Source organism: Agromyces sp. MMS24-K17, assembly GCF_043950245.1.
In the GTDB taxonomy this organism is placed as follows: Bacteria; Actinomycetota; Actinomycetes; order Actinomycetales; family Microbacteriaceae; genus Agromyces.
The window spans coordinates 3,271,579-3,287,041 of the sequence record NZ_CP171640.1 but is presented as its reverse complement, the minus strand read 5'-3'; the positions used below and the strand labels follow the sequence as shown (position 1 = coordinate 3,287,041).

Genomic DNA, 15,463 nt, shown 5'->3' with positions numbered 1-15,463 from the left:
GTGACCCTCATCGCGATCGTCGGCGCGACCGGGACCGGCAAGTCCGCGTTCGCGCTCGACCTGGCCGAGGCCTTCGACCGGGTCGGTCGAGCGGCCGAGGTCGTGAACGCCGACGCCATGCAGCTCTACCGCGGCATGGACATCGGCACGGCGAAGCTGTCGGCCGCGGAGCGGCGGGGCATCCCGCACCACCTCATGGACGTGCTCGACGTGACGGAGGAGGCATCCGCCGCGCGCTACCAGGCCGACGCGCGCGCCGCGATCGAGCGGATCGAGGCGACCGACGCGGTCGCGCTGCTCGTCGGGGGCTCGGGCCTCTACGTCTCGAGCGTGATCCACGACTTCCGGTTCCCGGGCACGGATGCCACGATCCGCGCCCGGCTCGAGGCGGAGCTCGCCGAGCTCGGCACGGGCGGCCTGCACGCCCGCCTCCGCGCCATCGACCCGCAGACCGCCGCGAGCATCGACGCGCAGAACGGGCGCCGCGTGGTCCGCGCGCTCGAGGTGATCGAGCTCACGGGCGAGCCGAAGGCCGCGCGGCTGCCCGACGAACCGGTGCCGTGGCGCCCGCACCGCATCGTGCACCTGCGCAGCGATCGCGCGCGCCTCGTCGAACGGCTCGACGAGCGCGTCGTCGGCATGTGGCGCGAGGGCCTGCTCGACGAGGTGCGCGGGCTCGTGCCGGCGGGCATCGAACGCGGCGTGACCGCGCGGCGCGCGATCGGGTACCAGCAAGCGCTCGCCCAGCTCGACGGCCGGATGACCGAGGCGGAGGCCATCGCGGAGACGCAGCAGCTCACGCGCGTGTACGCGCGCCGTCAGGTCGGCTGGTTCAAGCGCTACGCCGCAGCGACGGTGATCGACGCCGACGACGTGGTCGACCGGGGCGCGGAACTGGCTCGCCAGGCGGCCATAGACTGATCCGCATGTCCTTCGATCTCCGGTTCACCAAGGGCCAGGGCACCGGCAACGACTTCGTGCTCTTCAGCGATCCCGACGGCGACACCGAGCTCACGCCCGCGCAGATCGCGGCCGTCTGCGACCGCCGGTTCGGCGTGGGCGCCGACGGCGTGATCCGCGCCGTCCGTTCGTCGAACCTCGACGCCGGGGCGGCCGCGCTCGCGGAGGACGCCGAGGCGACGTGGTTCATGGACTACTGGAACGCCGACGGCACCGTGTCGGAGATGTGCGGCAACGGTATCCGCGTCTACACGTCGTACCTGCTCGACCAGGGCCTCGCCGAGCTGCCGCCGGGCGGCACCCTCGCGATCGGCACGCGTGCCGGGGTGCGGCGCGTCAGCCGCTCCGGGGACGGCTTCCAGGCCGACCTCGGCGTGTGGCGCCTCGACGGCACCGAGCCGCTGGTGCGGGCCAAGTCGCTCCCCGTCGCCCGCCCGGGGCTCGGCATCGACGTGGGCAACCCGCACGTGGTGGTCGCCCTCGCCGACGACGCCGAGCTCGAGGGCCTCGACCTCGGCTACCAGCCCATCCTCGATCCGTTGCCCGAGGCGGGCGCGAACGTCGAGTTCGTGGTGCCGGCCGACCCGCTCGTCGAGGACGGCGTCGGACGCATTCGCATGCGCGTGCACGAGCGCGGGTCGGGGGAGACCCTGTCGTGCGGCACGGGCGCGGTCGCCTCGGCGCTCGCGGTGCGGCACTGGGCCGGGTCGGGCGCGCCGAACGACTGGCGGGTGCAGGTGCCCGGCGGCGTCGTCGGCGTGCGGATGTTCCGGGCCGACGACGGCGAGCACGTCATGCTGTCGGGGCCGGCCGAGCTGGTGTTCGACGGCGTGCTCAGCCTCGCCTGAGCCGAGCCGAGCCGAGAGCCCAGCCGAGCCGAGCCGACCGGTACGGCGCGCTCAGCCGTTCCGCACCTCGAGCACCCGGAATCCCTTCGACGACGCCTCGCGCGAGACCTCGAACGTGTCGGGCAGGTGCTCGTCGAGCCACTTGTGCAGGGAGTCGGAGCCGAGGTTGCGCTGCACGACGAGCCACGCCGATGCGCCGGGCGCGAGGCGGGGCATCCAATCGCGCATGAGGCCGTGGAGCACCTCCTTGCCGACGCGGATCGGCGGGTTCGACCAGATCGTGGCGAAGCGCACGTCGGCGGGAACATCCTCAGCCAGCACGGCGTTGACATTGGTCAGGCCGAGGCGCTCCGCGTTGCGGCGGACGAGGTCGAGGGCCCGCTCGTTCACGTCGACCGCCCAGACGGTCGCCTCCGGGGACTCGAGCGCGAGGCTGAGGGCGATGGGTCCCCAGCCGCAGCCGAGGTCGAGCAGGTCGCCCGTGGCGGGGGCGGTGGGCGCCGTGTCGAGGAGCACCTCGGTGCCGGTGTCGACGTGGTCGGGGCTGAACACGGCGGGCGCCGTGTACACGTCGCGGTCCTGCCCCGCGAGTCGCACGCGGATGGTCCGCAGCTTGTCCGGCGACGCCGGGCTCGACGAGAAGTAGTGCTCCTGGGGCATGAGGGGAACCTATACCAGGATCAGGAAGTAGGGTTGAACGGATGAACGAAGCCGCACACGAGCACCACGACGACGCCGTCGACCGCGTGCTGCGCAGCGCCGAGCACCGCGCGGGCGTCTCCCGCTTCGGCGCCGGCGAGGCGACCTCGATCCAGAAGACGGCCACCGGCCAGCACCGTGCGACGGATGCCCCGGAGTGGGAGTCCACCGACGGCGAGCAGTTCGATCGCGAGGAGCGGGCCGCGTTGCGGCGGGTCAGCGGCCTGTCGACCGAGCTCGAGGACGTCACCGAGGTCGAGTACCGGCAGCTGCGGCTGGAGAACGTCGTGCTCATCGGCGTGTACTCGCAGGGCTCGCTCGACGACGCGGAGAACTCGCTGCGCGAGCTGTCGGCGCTGGCCGAGACGGCCGGCGCGCGGGTGCTCGACGGCGTGCTGCAGCGCCGCCCGCATCCCGACCCCAGCACGTACCTCGGCCGCGGCAAGGTCGAGGAGCTGCGCCACATCGTCGCCGCCCTCGGCGCCGACACCGTGGTCGCCGACACCGAGCTCGCGCCGAGCCAGCGCCGTGCGCTGGAGGACGCGGTGAAGGTGAAGGTCATCGACCGCACCGCCGTCATCCTCGACATCTTCAGCCAGCACGCGAAGAGCCGGGAGGGCAAGGCGCAGGTCGAGCTCGCGCAGCTCGAGTACCTGCTGCCGCGCCTGCGCGGCTGGGGCGAGTCGATGTCGCGCCAGGCCGGTGGCCAGGTCGGCTCGGCCGGCGCGGGCATGGGCTCCCGTGGCCCCGGTGAGACGAAGATCGAGCTCGATCGCCGTCGCATCCACTCGCGCATGGCGAAGCTCCGCAAGCAGATCGCCGGCATGAAGCCCGCGCGCGACGCGAAGCGGGCGAACCGCAAGCGCAACGCGGTGCCGTCGGTCGCGATCGCCGGGTACACGAACGCCGGCAAGTCGAGCATCGTCAACCGCGTCACGGGCGCGGGGGTGCTCGTCGAGAACGCCCTGTTCGCGACGCTCGACGCCACGGTCCGCCGCAACACGACGGCCGACGGCCGGGTGTACACGATCGCCGACACCGTCGGGTTCGTGCGGAACCTCCCGCACCAGCTCGTCGAGGCGTTCCGCTCGACGCTGGAGGAGGTCGGCGAGTCCGACCTCATCGTCCACGTCGTCGACGCGGCGCACCCCGACCCGGCGGGCCAGATCGCCACGGTGCGCGACGTGATCGGGGAGCTCGCGGCGCGGGACATCCCGGAGCTCGTCGTCTTCAACAAGGCCGACCTCGTGTCGCCGGAGGACCGCCTCGTGCTGCGCGGCCTCGAGCCCAACGCGATCTTCGCGTCGGCGCGCACCGGCGAGGGGATCGACGAGCTGCTCGAGACGATCGGGCGCCTGCTGCCCGACCCGGCGGTCGAGATCGACCTGCTGGTGCCGTACGAGCGCGGCGACGTCGTGTCGACGCTGCACGAGTCGGGGCGGGTGCTCTCGGTCGAGTACGTCGAGGAGGGCACGCGCATCCGTGCGCTCGCCTCGCCGGAGCTCGCCGCGCAGCTCGCGGCGTTCACCGTGAGCGCCGCGGTCGCCTGAGCGTCGTCGGTTCGTCACCCCCGGTCACAATCGCGCCGGCGACCCCTGACGTGGCGTATCGTCGCACCTGATCGTCGGCGGAGGGCCCAAGCCCCCGCCTGGAGCGACCGCCGAGCCCGGCACCCGCCCGCGAGACCACCCGCCGCATGACGGCCGGGGGTACGCGGCTGCCGCGCACCTCCAGCCACCCGTGCGGGGCGATGAGGAGCGACATGGCAGGTCAGGGCACCTCCACCACGGGCGGACACCGTCCCCCGATCTCGTTCGAGCTGTTCCCGCCGCGCAGCGACGCCGCGGCGATCGCGCTCGGCCGCACGATCGACCGGCTCGCCGAGGTCGACCCGGCGTTCATCTCCGTGACCTTCGGCGCCGGCGGGTCGACCCGCCACCGGTCGCTGACCGTGCTGCGCTACCTGCTCGAGCAGGCCGACGTCGACCCGATGGCGCACCTCACCTGCGTCGGCTCGTCGTACGCCGAGGCGAACCGCATCGTGCGCGAGTTCCTCGACGCCGGCATCACGAGCTTCCTCGCCCTGCGCGGCGACCCGCCCAGCGGGGTCGAGTCGGCCGACGACCCCGACGAGGGCATCGGCGACCTCGCGACGGCGGCGGAGCTGGTGCAGCTCATCCACCGCGTCCAGGAGGAGCGCCAGCCGTACCGCGAGGTCGGGCTCCCGGGCCTGCCCGGGGCATCCCGTATCGACGACCGGCCCCGGCCCACGCGGGTCGCCGTGGCGGCGTTCCCGACGGGGCATCCGCGTTCGCGCGACCTGCAGCAGGACGTCGACACGCTCCTCGCGAAGGAGGTCGCGGGCGCGAACCTCGCGATCACCCAGCTCTTCTGGCACGCCGAGGACTACCGCGGCTTCGTCGAGCTCGCCCGCGCGGGCGGCGTGACCATCCCGATCCTGCCCGGCATCATGCCGGTGACCACCCCGGCGCGGCTCCGCCGGCTCACCGAGCTCACGGGCGTCGAGCCGCCCGCCGACCTCGCGATCGCGCTCGAGCGGGCGCCCGACGCCGAGACGCAGGTCGACCTCGGCGTCGCCTTCGCCGCCGACCTCGTGCGCGACGTGCTCGACGGCGACGCGCCCGGCATCCACCTCTACACCTTCAACCGCCACGAAGCCGTGCTCGCCGTCCTCGACCGGCTCGGCCTCACGGCGACGACGACCAGCACGACCAGCACGACCGGCAAGACAGGCACCACCAGCACCACCGCACCGAAGACCGACGAACGGAACACCACGGAACGATGACTGCACGAACCTTCCCCACCGGCACCATCCTCGGCTACCCCCGCATCGGGCGCCGCCGCGAGCTCAAGCGCGCCGTCGAGGCGTACTGGAGCGGCGCGATCGACGACGCCGAGTTCGAGGCGCGCACCGCCGAACTGCGCGCGGCGACCCGCGAACGCCTCGCCGCGCTCGGCCTCGGGCGCGACGACTCGTCCATCCCGGAGTCGTTCTCGACCTACGACCAGGTGCTCGACGCGGCACTCGCGGTCGGGGCCGTGCCGGAGCGCTTCGCGCGGCTCCGCGATGCGGACGGCCGGGTCGACCCCGCCGGTTCGTTCACCATCGCCCGCGGCGAGGGCGAGGACGCCCCGCTCGAGATGACGAAGTGGTTCGACTCGAACTACCACTACCTCGTGCCCGAGATCGGCCCGGACACCGCGTTCGCGGCATTCCCCGAGCGGCTGGTCGCCCTCGTCGCCGAGGCGCAGGCGGCCGGCTTCCGCACGAGGCCCGTGCTCGTCGGCCCGGTCACCCTGCTGGCGCTCGCGAAGCCGGCGGATGGCTCGCCCGCCGGGTTCCGTCCCCTCGACCGGCTCGCCGACCTCGTGCCCGTCTACGCCGCCCTCCTCGCCGCGCTGGCCGACGCGGGCGCCGACTGGGTGCAGCTCGACGAGCCGGCGCTCGTGAGCGAGAGCCTCCCCGACGCGCCCGAGCGCCTCCTCGAGGCAGCCGGCGAGGCGTACGACGCGCTCGGCGCGCACGACGACCGGCCGGCCCTGTTCGTGGCCGCACCGTACGGGCCCATCGGCGACGCGCTCGCGGTGCTGGCGGCCACCCCGGTCGACGCGATCGGGATCGACCTCGTGCGCGGCGCCGTGCCCGCCCTGCTCGACCCGGCGACCGAGGAGGCGCTCGCGGCGAAGACCCTCGTCGCCGGCGTGATCGACGGGCACAACGTGTGGCGGGGCGACCTCGCCGCCGCGTTCGAGCACGCCGACGCGCTGCGCTCGCTGAGCGGCTCGGTCGCGGTCGCGACCTCCACGTCGCTGCTGCACGTGCCGCACGACGTCGCCGACGAGCCCGACCTCGACCCCCGCCTGGCGACGTGGCTCGCGTTCGCCGACCAGAAGGTCGCGCAGGTCGCGACGCTGGCCCGCGGGCTCACGTCGGGGCGGGAGGCCGTCGCGTCCGAGCTCGACGCCGCGGCCGCCGCCCTCGCCGATCGAGCGGGCGCGCCCGGCGTGCGGCGTCTCGACGTGCGGCGCCGCACCGCCGAGCTCGGCGACGCCGACTTCTCGCGTGCCGGCACCGCCGACCGGTTGCGCGCGCAGGCCGACCTCGACCTGCCCGCCCTGCCGACGACCACCATCGGCTCGTTCCCGCAGACGGCCGACCTGCGTCGCGCCCGGGCGCTGCTCGGGAAGGGCGAGCTCTCGGCGGCCGAGTACGAGGCGGCCATGCGCGAGGAGATCGAGCGGGTCATCCGCCTGCAGGAGCGCCTCGGCCTCGACGTGCTCGTGCACGGCGAGCCCGAGCGCAACGACATGGTGCAGTACTTCGCCGAGCTCCTCGACGGGTTCGCGGTCACCCGCAACGGCTGGGTGCAGTCGTACGGGTCGCGGTGCACGCGCCCGTCGATCCTCTGGGGCGACGTCGCCCGGCCCGAGCCGATGACGGTCGGCTGGTCGACCTACGCGCAGTCGCTCACCGATCGGCCCGTGAAGGGCATGCTCACCGGGCCGGTGACGATCCTCGCGTGGTCGTTCGTGCGGGACGACCAGCCGCTCGGCGACACCGCCCGTCAGGTGGCGCTCGCGCTGCGCGACGAGGTCGCCGACCTCGAGGAGGCCGGCATCCGCATCGTGCAGGTCGACGAGCCCGCCCTCCGCGAGCTGCTGCCGCTGCGGCTGAGCGACCAGCCCGCCTACCTCGAGTGGTCGGTCGGCTCGTTCCGGCTCGCCACCGGCAGTGCGCGCCCGGCGACGCAGGTGCACACGCACCTCTGCTACTCGGAGTTCGGCGTGGTCATCGACGCGATCCGCGACCTCGACGCCGACGTCACCAGCATCGAGGCGGCGCGCAGCCGCATGGAGGTCGTCGACGACATCGCGGCGAACGGCTTCGACCACGGCGTCGGCCCGGGCGTCTACGACATCCACTCGCCGCGCGTGCCCGGCGAGGCCGAGCTCCGCGCCCTCATCGAGCGCGCGGCGTCGGTCATCCCGGCCGACCGGCTGTGGATCAACCCCGACTGCGGCCTGAAGACGCGCGGCTACGACGAGACGGTCGCGTCGCTCGAGCACCTCGTCGCGGCGACGCGGAGCGTGCGCGCCCAGCTCGCGGCCGCGGCGGTGGTCCCGGCGCTGGTCGACTGAGCGATCGGGCCGAGGGGATGTCCCGCCGGGGCATCCGCTCGGCCGTTCCCGGGTGATCGCACAGGGAGGGTACAGGCGCCGTCGCTACGCTCGCCGCCATGCAGCTCGCCGTCCGCGCATCCGGGAGCGGTCCCCGCACCGCCGTCCTCGTCCACGGCATCATGTCGGACTCGCGGGCGTGGCACCGCGTGACGGCCGAGCTCGAGGCGCACGGCTTCCGCGTGCTCGCGGTCGACCTCGCCGGCCACGGCCGGAGCCCGCGCGCTCGGCGGTACTCGCCGGCCGCGTGGGCCGACGACGTCGTCGAGACGCTCGCACCGCTGCTCGACGGGCCGCCGGACGTCGTCATGGGGCACTCGCTGGGCGCACTCGTCGCGAGCCTCGTGGCCGACCGCCTGGCGCCGCGCGCGGCGATCTACGTCGACCCGGCGTTCGGCTTCCCGACCGGGCTCAAGGGCCTGGCGTTCAAGGCCTTCTTCGCCGTCGCGCCCCGGCCCGGACGCTCCGCGCTCGTGAAGATGAACCCGAAGTGGCACGCCGACGACGTCGAGATCGAGCTCGCGACCCTGCGCGACTGGGACCGCCGCACCATCCTCGCGTTCGCCGACACCCGGCAGCTGGTGCCGCCGACGAAGCTCGTGGCGCCGAGCCTCGTGCTGCTCGCCGAGCGCAGCCTGCTGGTGACGAACGCCCTGGCCACGGGCATGCGCGCGATCGGGATGACGGTGCACACGCTGCCGGGCACCGGGCACACGGTGTTCCGCGACGACCACCCCGCGTTCATGCACGCGGTGTCGGACTGGCTGCGGGCGCTGGTGCCGGTCGCGCCCGCCGCGCCCGGGCGCGCGTAGCGTCAGACCGCGCGGAGGACCGCGACGACCTTGCCGAGCACCTCGGCCTCGTCGCCGAGGATCGGCTCGAACGCGCTGTTGCGGGGGAGCAGCCAGGTGTGCCCGTCGCGCTGGCGGAGGACCTTCACGGTCGCCTCGCCGTCGAGCATCGCGGCGACGATCTCGCCGTTCTCGGCGGTGCGCTGCGACCGGACGACGACCCAGTCGCCGTCGCAGATCGCGGCGTCGACCATCGACTCGCCGACGACCTTGAGCATGAACAGCTCGCCTTTGCCGACCAGCTGGCGGGGGAGCGGGAAGATCTCCTCGACCTGCTGCTCGGCCGTGATCGGCACGCCCGCGGCGATCCGCCCGACGAGCGGGACCATCGCGGCGTCGCCCACCGGCGCGACGACGGGCGCCGATGACGCCCGCTCCTCCGTGCCGGGGAGCTCGATGAGCACCTCGAGGGCGCGGGGACGGTTCGGGTCGCGCCGGAGGTAGCCGGCGAGCTCGAGCTGGTTGAGCTGGTGGGTGACGCTCGACAGCGACGAGAGGCCGACCGCGTCGCCGATCTCGCGCATGCTCGGCGGGTACCCGCGCGACGCCACCGAGGCCTGGATCGCCTCGAGGATCGAGACCTGCTTCGGGCTGAGGCTCCGCCGCCGGCGCTGCCGCCCCGTGTCGCGGGCTCCGTCGGTCTGGCTGCTCACGCTCTCGCCCCTCGCTAGGCCGAACCACGGCCGGATGTCGGTGGTTGCTGTTCGACTGGTGTCGACATTCGAAACTGTATCCGGAGCAGGCCATGCAGACAAACATCCGTTCGAGCGTGTCGCGCGATCCGCGGGGCGATTCGTGCGGAGGCGGTGCTTGTGTTCGAAGAGATTCGAAGATACATTCGGAACAGAGATTCGTACCCGGTGCTCCCGGCCGAGTGCCGGGTACGGCTCGCCATCGTTCGGGAGGCATCATGAGCGTCGTCATCGGCACGTCGATTCCGCAGGTCCTGCCGCGTCCCGTCCGGGCCGCGTCCGCGCCGGTCGTCTCCGATGCGCCACGCACGCGGCTCCGGCTCACGCGTCGCGGGCGGTTCGTGTTCACGGCGCTCGCCGCGGTGCCGGTCGTGCTCCTCGTCATGGGCGTGGTGCTCGGGGCGGGTCCGGCGGCCGCCGGTGGCCCCGAGGGCGGGGTGGGCCGGTCGTTCGAGGTCGTCACGGTGGCGGCCGGCGACACCCTGTGGGAGATCGCCGTCGACCTCGCTCCGCGGGAGGACCCGCGCGACGTGATCGATGCGATCGCACGACTCAACGGGCTCGACACCCTCGTCGTGCAGCCGGGCCAGCGCCTCGCGCTGCCCGACCTCGGGTGAGTCGGCAGGTTTCCGCGGTGCACGGGGCCGCGGCGACCCGCGATTAGCATGTTCGGGTGACGAGTCTCGATGATCTGCCCATCCGAGACGACCTCAGAGGCAAGTCCCCGTACGGTGCCCCGCAGAAGGTCGTCCCGGTCGCCCTCAACGTCAACGAGAACACGCATCCGATTCCCGAGGACGTCGCGCACGACATCGTCGCCCGCGTCGCCGCCGCGATCATCGGCCTGAACCGCTACCCCGATCGCGAGTTCACCGAGCTGCGCACGGCCCTCGCCGCGTACCTCGGCCACGGCCTCGACCCCGCGCAGATCTGGGCCGCCAACGGATCGAACGAGGTCCTCCAGCACCTGCTCCAGGCATTCGGCGGCCCGGGTCGCCGAGCGCTCGGGTTCGCGCCGACCTATTCGATGTACACGCTGCTCTCGGCGGGCACCGGCACCGAGTGGATCGCCGCCGGCCGCGATGACGAGTACGAGCTGAGCCCCGAGACCGCCGTCGCCGCGATCCGCGAGCACGACCCCGGCGTCGTGTTCCTCTGCGCGCCGAACAACCCGACCGGCACGCCGCTGTCGATCGAGACGATCCGTGCGGTCGCCGACGAGGCGCGCGGCATCGTCATCGTCGACGAGGCGTACCACGAGTTCGCCGACCCCGGCACGCCGAGCGCGCTCACGCTCCTGCCCGGTCACCCGCGCCTCGTGGTGTCGCGCACCATGAGCAAGGCCTTCGCGTTCGCGGGGGCCCGAGTCGGCTACCTCGCCGCCGACCCGGCCCTCACCGACGCGCTCCGGCTCGTGCGCCTCCCGTACCACCTGTCGGCGCTCACGCAGGCGGCGGCGCTCGGCGCGCTCGCGCACTCGGGGGAGATGCTGGCCATGGTCGACGAGATCCGCGCCCAGCGCGAGCGGATCTTCGACGAGCTCGCCCGCCTCGGGTTCCACCCGTACCGCAGCGGGTCGAACTTCGTGCTCTTCGGCGGGGTCGACGACCCGCACGCCGTGTTCGAGGCACTGCTGGAGCAGGGCATCCTGATCCGGGACATCGGCCTGCCGAACAGCCTGCGCGTGACCGCCGGCACCGAGACCGAGACGACCGCGTTCCTCGAGGCGATCGCCGCGTTCGCGCCGGGCCGACCGGGATCCGACGGCCCGAATAGGATGGCGTCATGACCTCCCCGAGCGGGCGCACCGCCCGCGTGCAGCGTGCGACGAGCGAATCGAGCATCGACCTGTCGGTCGACCTCGACGGCTCCGGCACGAGCGACATCGAGACCGGCGTGCCGTTCTACGACCACCTGCTGACCGCGTTCGCGAAGCACTCGCTGACCGACCTCCACGTGCGCGCCACGGGTGACACCCACATCGACGTCCACCACACGGTGGAGGACGTGGGCATCGTGCTCGGCCAGGCCATCCGGGAGGCGCTCGGCGACAAGCGCGGCATCTCCCGGTACGGCGACGCGCTCGTGCCGCTCGACGAGGCGCTCACCCAGGCGGTGGTCGACATCTCGGGCCGGCCGTTCCTCGTGCACACCGGGGAGCCCGCGGGCTTCGAGTACCACCTCATCGGCGGGCACTTCACCGGATCGATGGTGCGCCACGTCTTCGAGGCGATCACCTTCAACGCCGGCCTGACCGTGCACGTCACGGTGCTCGGCGGCCGCGACCCGCACCACATCGCCGAGAGCGAGTTCAAGGCGTTCGCCCGCGCGTTCCGGCAGGCGAAGGCGCCCGACCCCCTGGTGCAGGGGATCCCGTCGACGAAGGGCGCCCTGTGACCCGGTCGCGGCGCGTGGTGGTGCTCGACTACGGGTCGGGCAACATCCACTCGGCGGCGAAGGCGCTGCAGCGAGCCGGTGCCGAGGTCGAGGTGACGAGCGACCGCACGGCGGCGCTCGAGGCCGACGGACTGTTCGTGCCGGGCGTCGGCGCGTTCAAGGCCGTCATGGACCAGCTGCGCGCCGTTCGCGGCGACGAGATCATCGACCGCCGTCTTGCCGGCGGGCGTCCCGTGCTCGGCGTCTGCGTCGGCATGCAGGTGTTCTTCGAACACGGCGTCGAGCGCGGCGTCGACACGGAGGGCCTCGGCGAGTGGCCCGGCACCGTGCGCGAACTGCCGGCCCCGGTGCTCCCGCACATGGGCTGGAACACCGTGCAGCCCGACGCCGGGTCGGTGCTGTTCGATGGGATCGAGGACGAGCGGTTCTACTTCGTGCACTCGTTCGCGGCGCAGGAGTGGACGCTCGACGTCATGCCGCCGTTCCCGACCCCGCGCCTGACGTGGGCCGAGCACGGCGGCCGCTTCCTCGCGGCGGTCGAGAACGGCCCGCTGATGGCGACCCAGTTCCACCCCGAGAAGTCGTCGGAGGCGGGCATCCGGCTCCTCGCGAACTGGCTCGGGTCGCTCGACTGAGCCCGGCTCAGGAGTGTTCAGCGGCGCGGTCACGACGCGACTAGGATGTTGTGACTGTGCCGAACGCCGCGTCCGCGGCATCCGATTCGAGGACAGTGATGAGTGAGTTCAACAAGACCCCCCGTCTGGTGCTGCTTCCGGCGGTCGACGTGGCCGGGGGCAAGGCCGTCCGCCTGACGAAGGGCGAGGCGGGCACCGAGACCAGCTACGGCGACCCGGTCGACGCGGCGGTCGAGTGGGCCGATCAGGGCGCCGAGTGGATCCACCTCGTCGACCTCGACGCGGCCTTCGGCCGCGGCTCCAACGGCGGTGTGCTGAAGAAGGTCATCCGCCAGGTCCGCGGCGTGAACGTCGAGCTGTCCGGCGGCATCCGCGACGACGCGTCGCTCGAGCACGCGCTCGAGATCGGCGCGAAGCGCATCAACCTCGGCACCGCGGCGCTCGAGAACCCGGAGTGGGCGGCGTCGGTCATCGCGCAGTACGGCGAGGCGATCGCGGTCGGCCTCGACGTGCGCGGCACCACGCTCGCGGCGCGCGGCTGGACGAAGGACGGCGGCGACCTCTGGGCGGTCATGGACCGGCTCGAGGAAGCGGGCGCGGCCCGCTACGTCGTCACCGACGTCACGAAGGACGGCACGCTGCAGGGCCCGAACGTCGACCTGCTCCGCCAGGTCATGGAGCGCACGCGCCGCCCCGTCGTCGCCTCGGGCGGCATCTCGAGCCTCGACGACATCGCCGCGCTCCGCGAGCTGGTGCCGCTCGGCCTCGAGGGCGCGATCGTCGGCAAGGCGCTCTACGCGGGGGCGTTCACGCTCCCCGAGGCGCTGGATGTCGCGTCCCACTGACGGCTCGGGCGACGACGGTCGCACGGCTGACGACCATCGCTCGCCCGGCGGTCGCGGCGACTCGGCGGGCCGGCCCTGGGCCGGCCGCTCGTTCGAGTCGAACGCGCACGCCGCTGACGACGGCAGCGCTCCGCCGCACCTGATCGCGGCGCTCCGGCGCTTCCGCGACGGCGACGGGGGTCCCGTCGACGTGGTCCAGGCCTTCGCGACGTCGCGGCTGCTCATCCCGCTGCTCGCGCAGCTCGGCGATGGCGGCACGGAGGTCGGCGAGCACGGACTCGCGATCGAGAAGAGCCAGGAGCTCTCGATCGTCACCGTCGCCGGCCCCGGCGGCCGGGCCGTGCTGCCCGTGTTCAGCTCGGTCGACGCGATGCGCACGTGGAACCCGGTCGCCCGGCCGGTACCGGCCGACGGCGTGCGGGTCGCGCTCGCGGCGGCCGACGACGGCACCGACCTGGTCGTGCTCGACCCGGGGTCGGCGACCGAGTTCGGCCTGCGTCGCCCGGCGGTCTGGGCCGTCGCCCAGGGCCTCGCGTGGCGGCCGGCCGCGGAGTCGGGCGAGATCCGCTCCGCCTTCGAGCGGTCGGTGGCCACCGAGCTGTCGGTGCTCGGCGTCGCGCTCGTCGACGGCGACCCCGAGGCGCGGCTGCGCGGTCCGGAGCTCATCGTCGAGCTCGAGCTCATGTCGGGCCTCGAGCGCGCCGAGCTCGACGCCGTGCTCGCGCGCCTGGCGCAGCGCTGGGCGGCCGACGACGCGATCGCGACGGGGGTCGACTCGCTCAAGGTGCGGCTCCGCTCAGCCTCGTAGCGGAGGATCGGAGACCGCCGGTCGGATGCCTCGCCGAGTGCGCGACCGGATGCCTCGCGCTTGCCGCGCCGCCCGACGGGCGCGAGAATCGCGGCGGAGGAGGAGCGATGGAGCCCGCATCCCGGTTCGGCGACGAGTACCGCGCGCCGATGGAGTCCGCCGCACGACTCGCCGGCCGCTGGATCGACGGCGTCGCCGAGCGGCCGATCGCCCCGCGGGCCGGTGTCGAGCAGGTGAAGGACGCCCTCGGGCGGCGGCTGCCCGAGCACGGCTCGGACGCGACCGAGGTCGTTGAGGCGCTCGCCGCCGCCGTGGAGCCCGGCCTCATGGTCATGCAGTCGCCCCGCTTCTACGGCTGGGTCATCGGCGGCACCGCCCCGGCGGCACTCGCCGCCGACTGGCTGGTGAGCGCGTGGGACCAGAACACCGTCCTGCGCGACATGGCGCCGGGCGTCAGCGCGGCCGAGGAACTCGCCGGGGAGTGGGCGTGCGACCTGCTGGGCCTGCCGGCGTCGACGGTCGCGGGCTTCACCACCGGTGCGACGACCGCGAACCTCGTCGCCCTCGCCGCCGCCCGGCACGCGGTGCTCGCACGCGCCGGCTGGGACGACCTGCGCTACGGCATCCAGGGCGCGCCGCGCATCCGGGTGCTGGCGGGCGCCGAGCACCACCCGTCGGTCGACGTCGCGCTCCGCGTGCTCGGGCTCGGGTTGCCGGTCGACGTCGCCGCCGACGACCAGGGCCGCATCCGGCCGGACGCGCTCGAGGCCGCCCTCGCCGAGGGCGACGGGCCGGCGATCGTGTGCCTCCAGGCGGGCAACGTGCACTCCGGGGCATCCGACCCGTTCGAGGCATCCGTGGAGCTCGCGCACGGCGCCGGCACGTGGGTGCACGTCGACGGCGCCTTCGGACTGTGGGCGGCGGCGAGTCCGCGGACGAGGCACCTCGTCGCGGGCGTCGAGCGCGCGGACTCGTGGGCGACCGACGCGCACAAGACGCTCAACGTCCCGTACGACGCCGGCATCGTCGCCGTCGCCGACCCGGCCGCGCTCGTCGCGGCGATGGCCATGCACGCCGCGTACCTGCCTGCGGCCGAGTCGGGCATCGACGTCTCCGACCGGGTGCTGGAGCTCTCACGGCGGGCGCGCGGCGTGCCGACCTACGCCGCGCTCCGCGCGCTCGGCCGCGACGGGGTCGCCGCCCTCGTCGACGGGCTGGTCGCGGCCGCCACCGGCCTCGCCGAAGGGCTGCGCGGGATGCCCGGCGTCGAGGTGCTCAACGACGTGGTGTTCACGCAGGTGTGCGCCGCGTTCGACGGCCGCGACGTCGCCGCGCTGGCGCGGGTGCTCGACGCCGACGGCGTCGCGCTCGCGCATCCGTCGCACTGGCGGGGCCGCGACATCCTGCGGTTCTCGGTGAGCAACCGGGGCACGGATGCCTCGGCCGTCGAGGCGACCCTCGCGGCGGTGCGGCGGGCGCTCCGGGGCTGACCCCTCCGGAATGTCGCCGGTCGGCGGCAGGATGGA

Annotated in this window: 15 protein-coding genes; 13 read left to right on the top strand and 2 right to left on the bottom strand. The window is 73.7% G+C overall.

What is annotated here, in order from left to right:
- Together miaA and dapF are read left to right on the top strand one after the other, a co-directional pair.
- Positions 1-921 carry a tRNA (adenosine(37)-N6)-dimethylallyltransferase MiaA gene (gene miaA / locus ACGGZK_RS15090; RefSeq protein WP_395243440.1) on the top strand — a complete coding sequence of 307 codons (921 nt, stop codon included), beginning with the start codon at positions 1-3 and terminating at the stop codon, positions 919-921.
- Positions 922-926: 5 nt separating this feature from the next.
- Positions 927-1,808, top strand: coding sequence for a diaminopimelate epimerase (gene dapF, locus ACGGZK_RS15085; RefSeq protein WP_395243439.1), 882 nt, complete (start codon positions 927-929; stop codon positions 1,806-1,808).
- Positions 1,809-1,859: 51 nt separating this feature from the next.
- On the opposite strand, the gene ACGGZK_RS15080 is transcribed toward dapF, so the two are convergent.
- Entirely contained in the window at positions 1,860-2,468 is a 609-nt protein-coding gene (locus tag ACGGZK_RS15080; RefSeq protein WP_395243438.1) for a class I SAM-dependent methyltransferase, read from the bottom strand.
- 41 nt (positions 2,469-2,509) lie between these two features.
- On the opposite strand from ACGGZK_RS15080, the gene hflX reads away from it, so the two are divergent.
- The 4 genes from hflX (at position 2,510) to ACGGZK_RS15060 (ending at position 8,521) form a co-directional block, all read left to right on the top strand.
- Positions 2,510-4,057, top strand: a complete 1,548-nt coding sequence (hflX, locus tag ACGGZK_RS15075; protein ID WP_395243437.1) for a GTPase HflX — start codon at positions 2,510-2,512, stop codon at positions 4,055-4,057.
- 212 nt (positions 4,058-4,269) lie between these two features.
- Positions 4,270-5,316, top strand: a complete 1,047-nt coding sequence (locus ACGGZK_RS15070; protein ID WP_395243436.1) for a methylenetetrahydrofolate reductase — start codon at positions 4,270-4,272, stop codon at positions 5,314-5,316.
- Positions 5,313-7,670, top strand: a complete 2,358-nt coding sequence (gene metE, locus ACGGZK_RS15065; RefSeq protein ID WP_395243435.1) for a 5-methyltetrahydropteroyltriglutamate--homocysteine S-methyltransferase — start codon at positions 5,313-5,315, stop codon at positions 7,668-7,670. The genes ACGGZK_RS15070 and metE overlap by 4 nt, the downstream gene beginning before the upstream one ends.
- Positions 7,671-7,768: 98 nt before the next feature.
- Complete coding sequence (locus tag ACGGZK_RS15060; RefSeq protein WP_395243434.1) at positions 7,769-8,521, top strand: alpha/beta fold hydrolase; 753 nt, start codon at positions 7,769-7,771, stop codon at positions 8,519-8,521.
- A gap of 2 nt (positions 8,522-8,523) precedes the next feature.
- Here the strand turns inward: ACGGZK_RS15060 and lexA are convergent, their stop codons facing one another.
- Positions 8,524-9,213 carry a transcriptional repressor LexA gene (lexA, locus tag ACGGZK_RS15055; protein WP_395243433.1) on the bottom strand — a complete coding sequence of 230 codons (690 nt, stop codon included), beginning with the start codon at positions 9,211-9,213 and terminating at the stop codon, positions 8,524-8,526.
- Positions 9,214-9,470: 257 nt separating this feature from the next.
- Between lexA and ACGGZK_RS15050 the strand changes: the two genes are divergently transcribed.
- From ACGGZK_RS15050 to ACGGZK_RS15020, 7 genes are all read left to right on the top strand, one after another.
- Positions 9,471-9,869, top strand: a complete 399-nt coding sequence (locus ACGGZK_RS15050) for a LysM peptidoglycan-binding domain-containing protein (protein ID WP_395243432.1) — start codon at positions 9,471-9,473, stop codon at positions 9,867-9,869.
- Positions 9,870-9,925: 56 nt separating this feature from the next.
- Positions 9,926-11,041: a histidinol-phosphate transaminase gene (locus tag ACGGZK_RS15045; protein WP_395243431.1), complete on the top strand. Its 1,116-nt coding sequence runs from the start codon at positions 9,926-9,928 to the stop codon at positions 11,039-11,041.
- Positions 11,038-11,649, top strand: coding sequence for an imidazoleglycerol-phosphate dehydratase HisB (gene hisB, locus ACGGZK_RS15040; protein WP_395243430.1), 612 nt, complete (start codon positions 11,038-11,040; stop codon positions 11,647-11,649). The genes ACGGZK_RS15045 and hisB overlap by 4 nt, the downstream gene beginning before the upstream one ends.
- A complete protein-coding gene (hisH, locus tag ACGGZK_RS15035; protein ID WP_395243429.1) occupies positions 11,646-12,284 on the top strand; it encodes an imidazole glycerol phosphate synthase subunit HisH in 639 nt (212 codons plus the stop codon). The genes hisB and hisH overlap by 4 nt, the downstream gene beginning before the upstream one ends.
- Positions 12,285-12,382: 98 nt before the next feature.
- Positions 12,383-13,129 carry a bifunctional 1-(5-phosphoribosyl)-5-((5-phosphoribosylamino)methylideneamino)imidazole-4-carboxamide isomerase/phosphoribosylanthranilate isomerase PriA gene (priA, locus tag ACGGZK_RS15030; protein ID WP_395243428.1) on the top strand — a complete coding sequence of 249 codons (747 nt, stop codon included), beginning with the start codon at positions 12,383-12,385 and terminating at the stop codon, positions 13,127-13,129.
- Complete coding sequence (locus tag ACGGZK_RS15025) at positions 13,113-13,937, top strand: SseB family protein (RefSeq protein ID WP_395243427.1); 825 nt, start codon at positions 13,113-13,115, stop codon at positions 13,935-13,937. The genes priA and ACGGZK_RS15025 overlap by 17 nt, the downstream gene beginning before the upstream one ends.
- A 107-nt stretch (positions 13,938-14,044) precedes the next feature.
- Positions 14,045-15,427 (top strand): pyridoxal phosphate-dependent decarboxylase family protein, encoded by a 1,383-nt coding sequence (locus ACGGZK_RS15020; RefSeq protein WP_395243426.1) that lies wholly within the window; start codon positions 14,045-14,047, stop codon positions 15,425-15,427.
- Positions 15,428-15,463 lie beyond the last annotated feature (36 nt).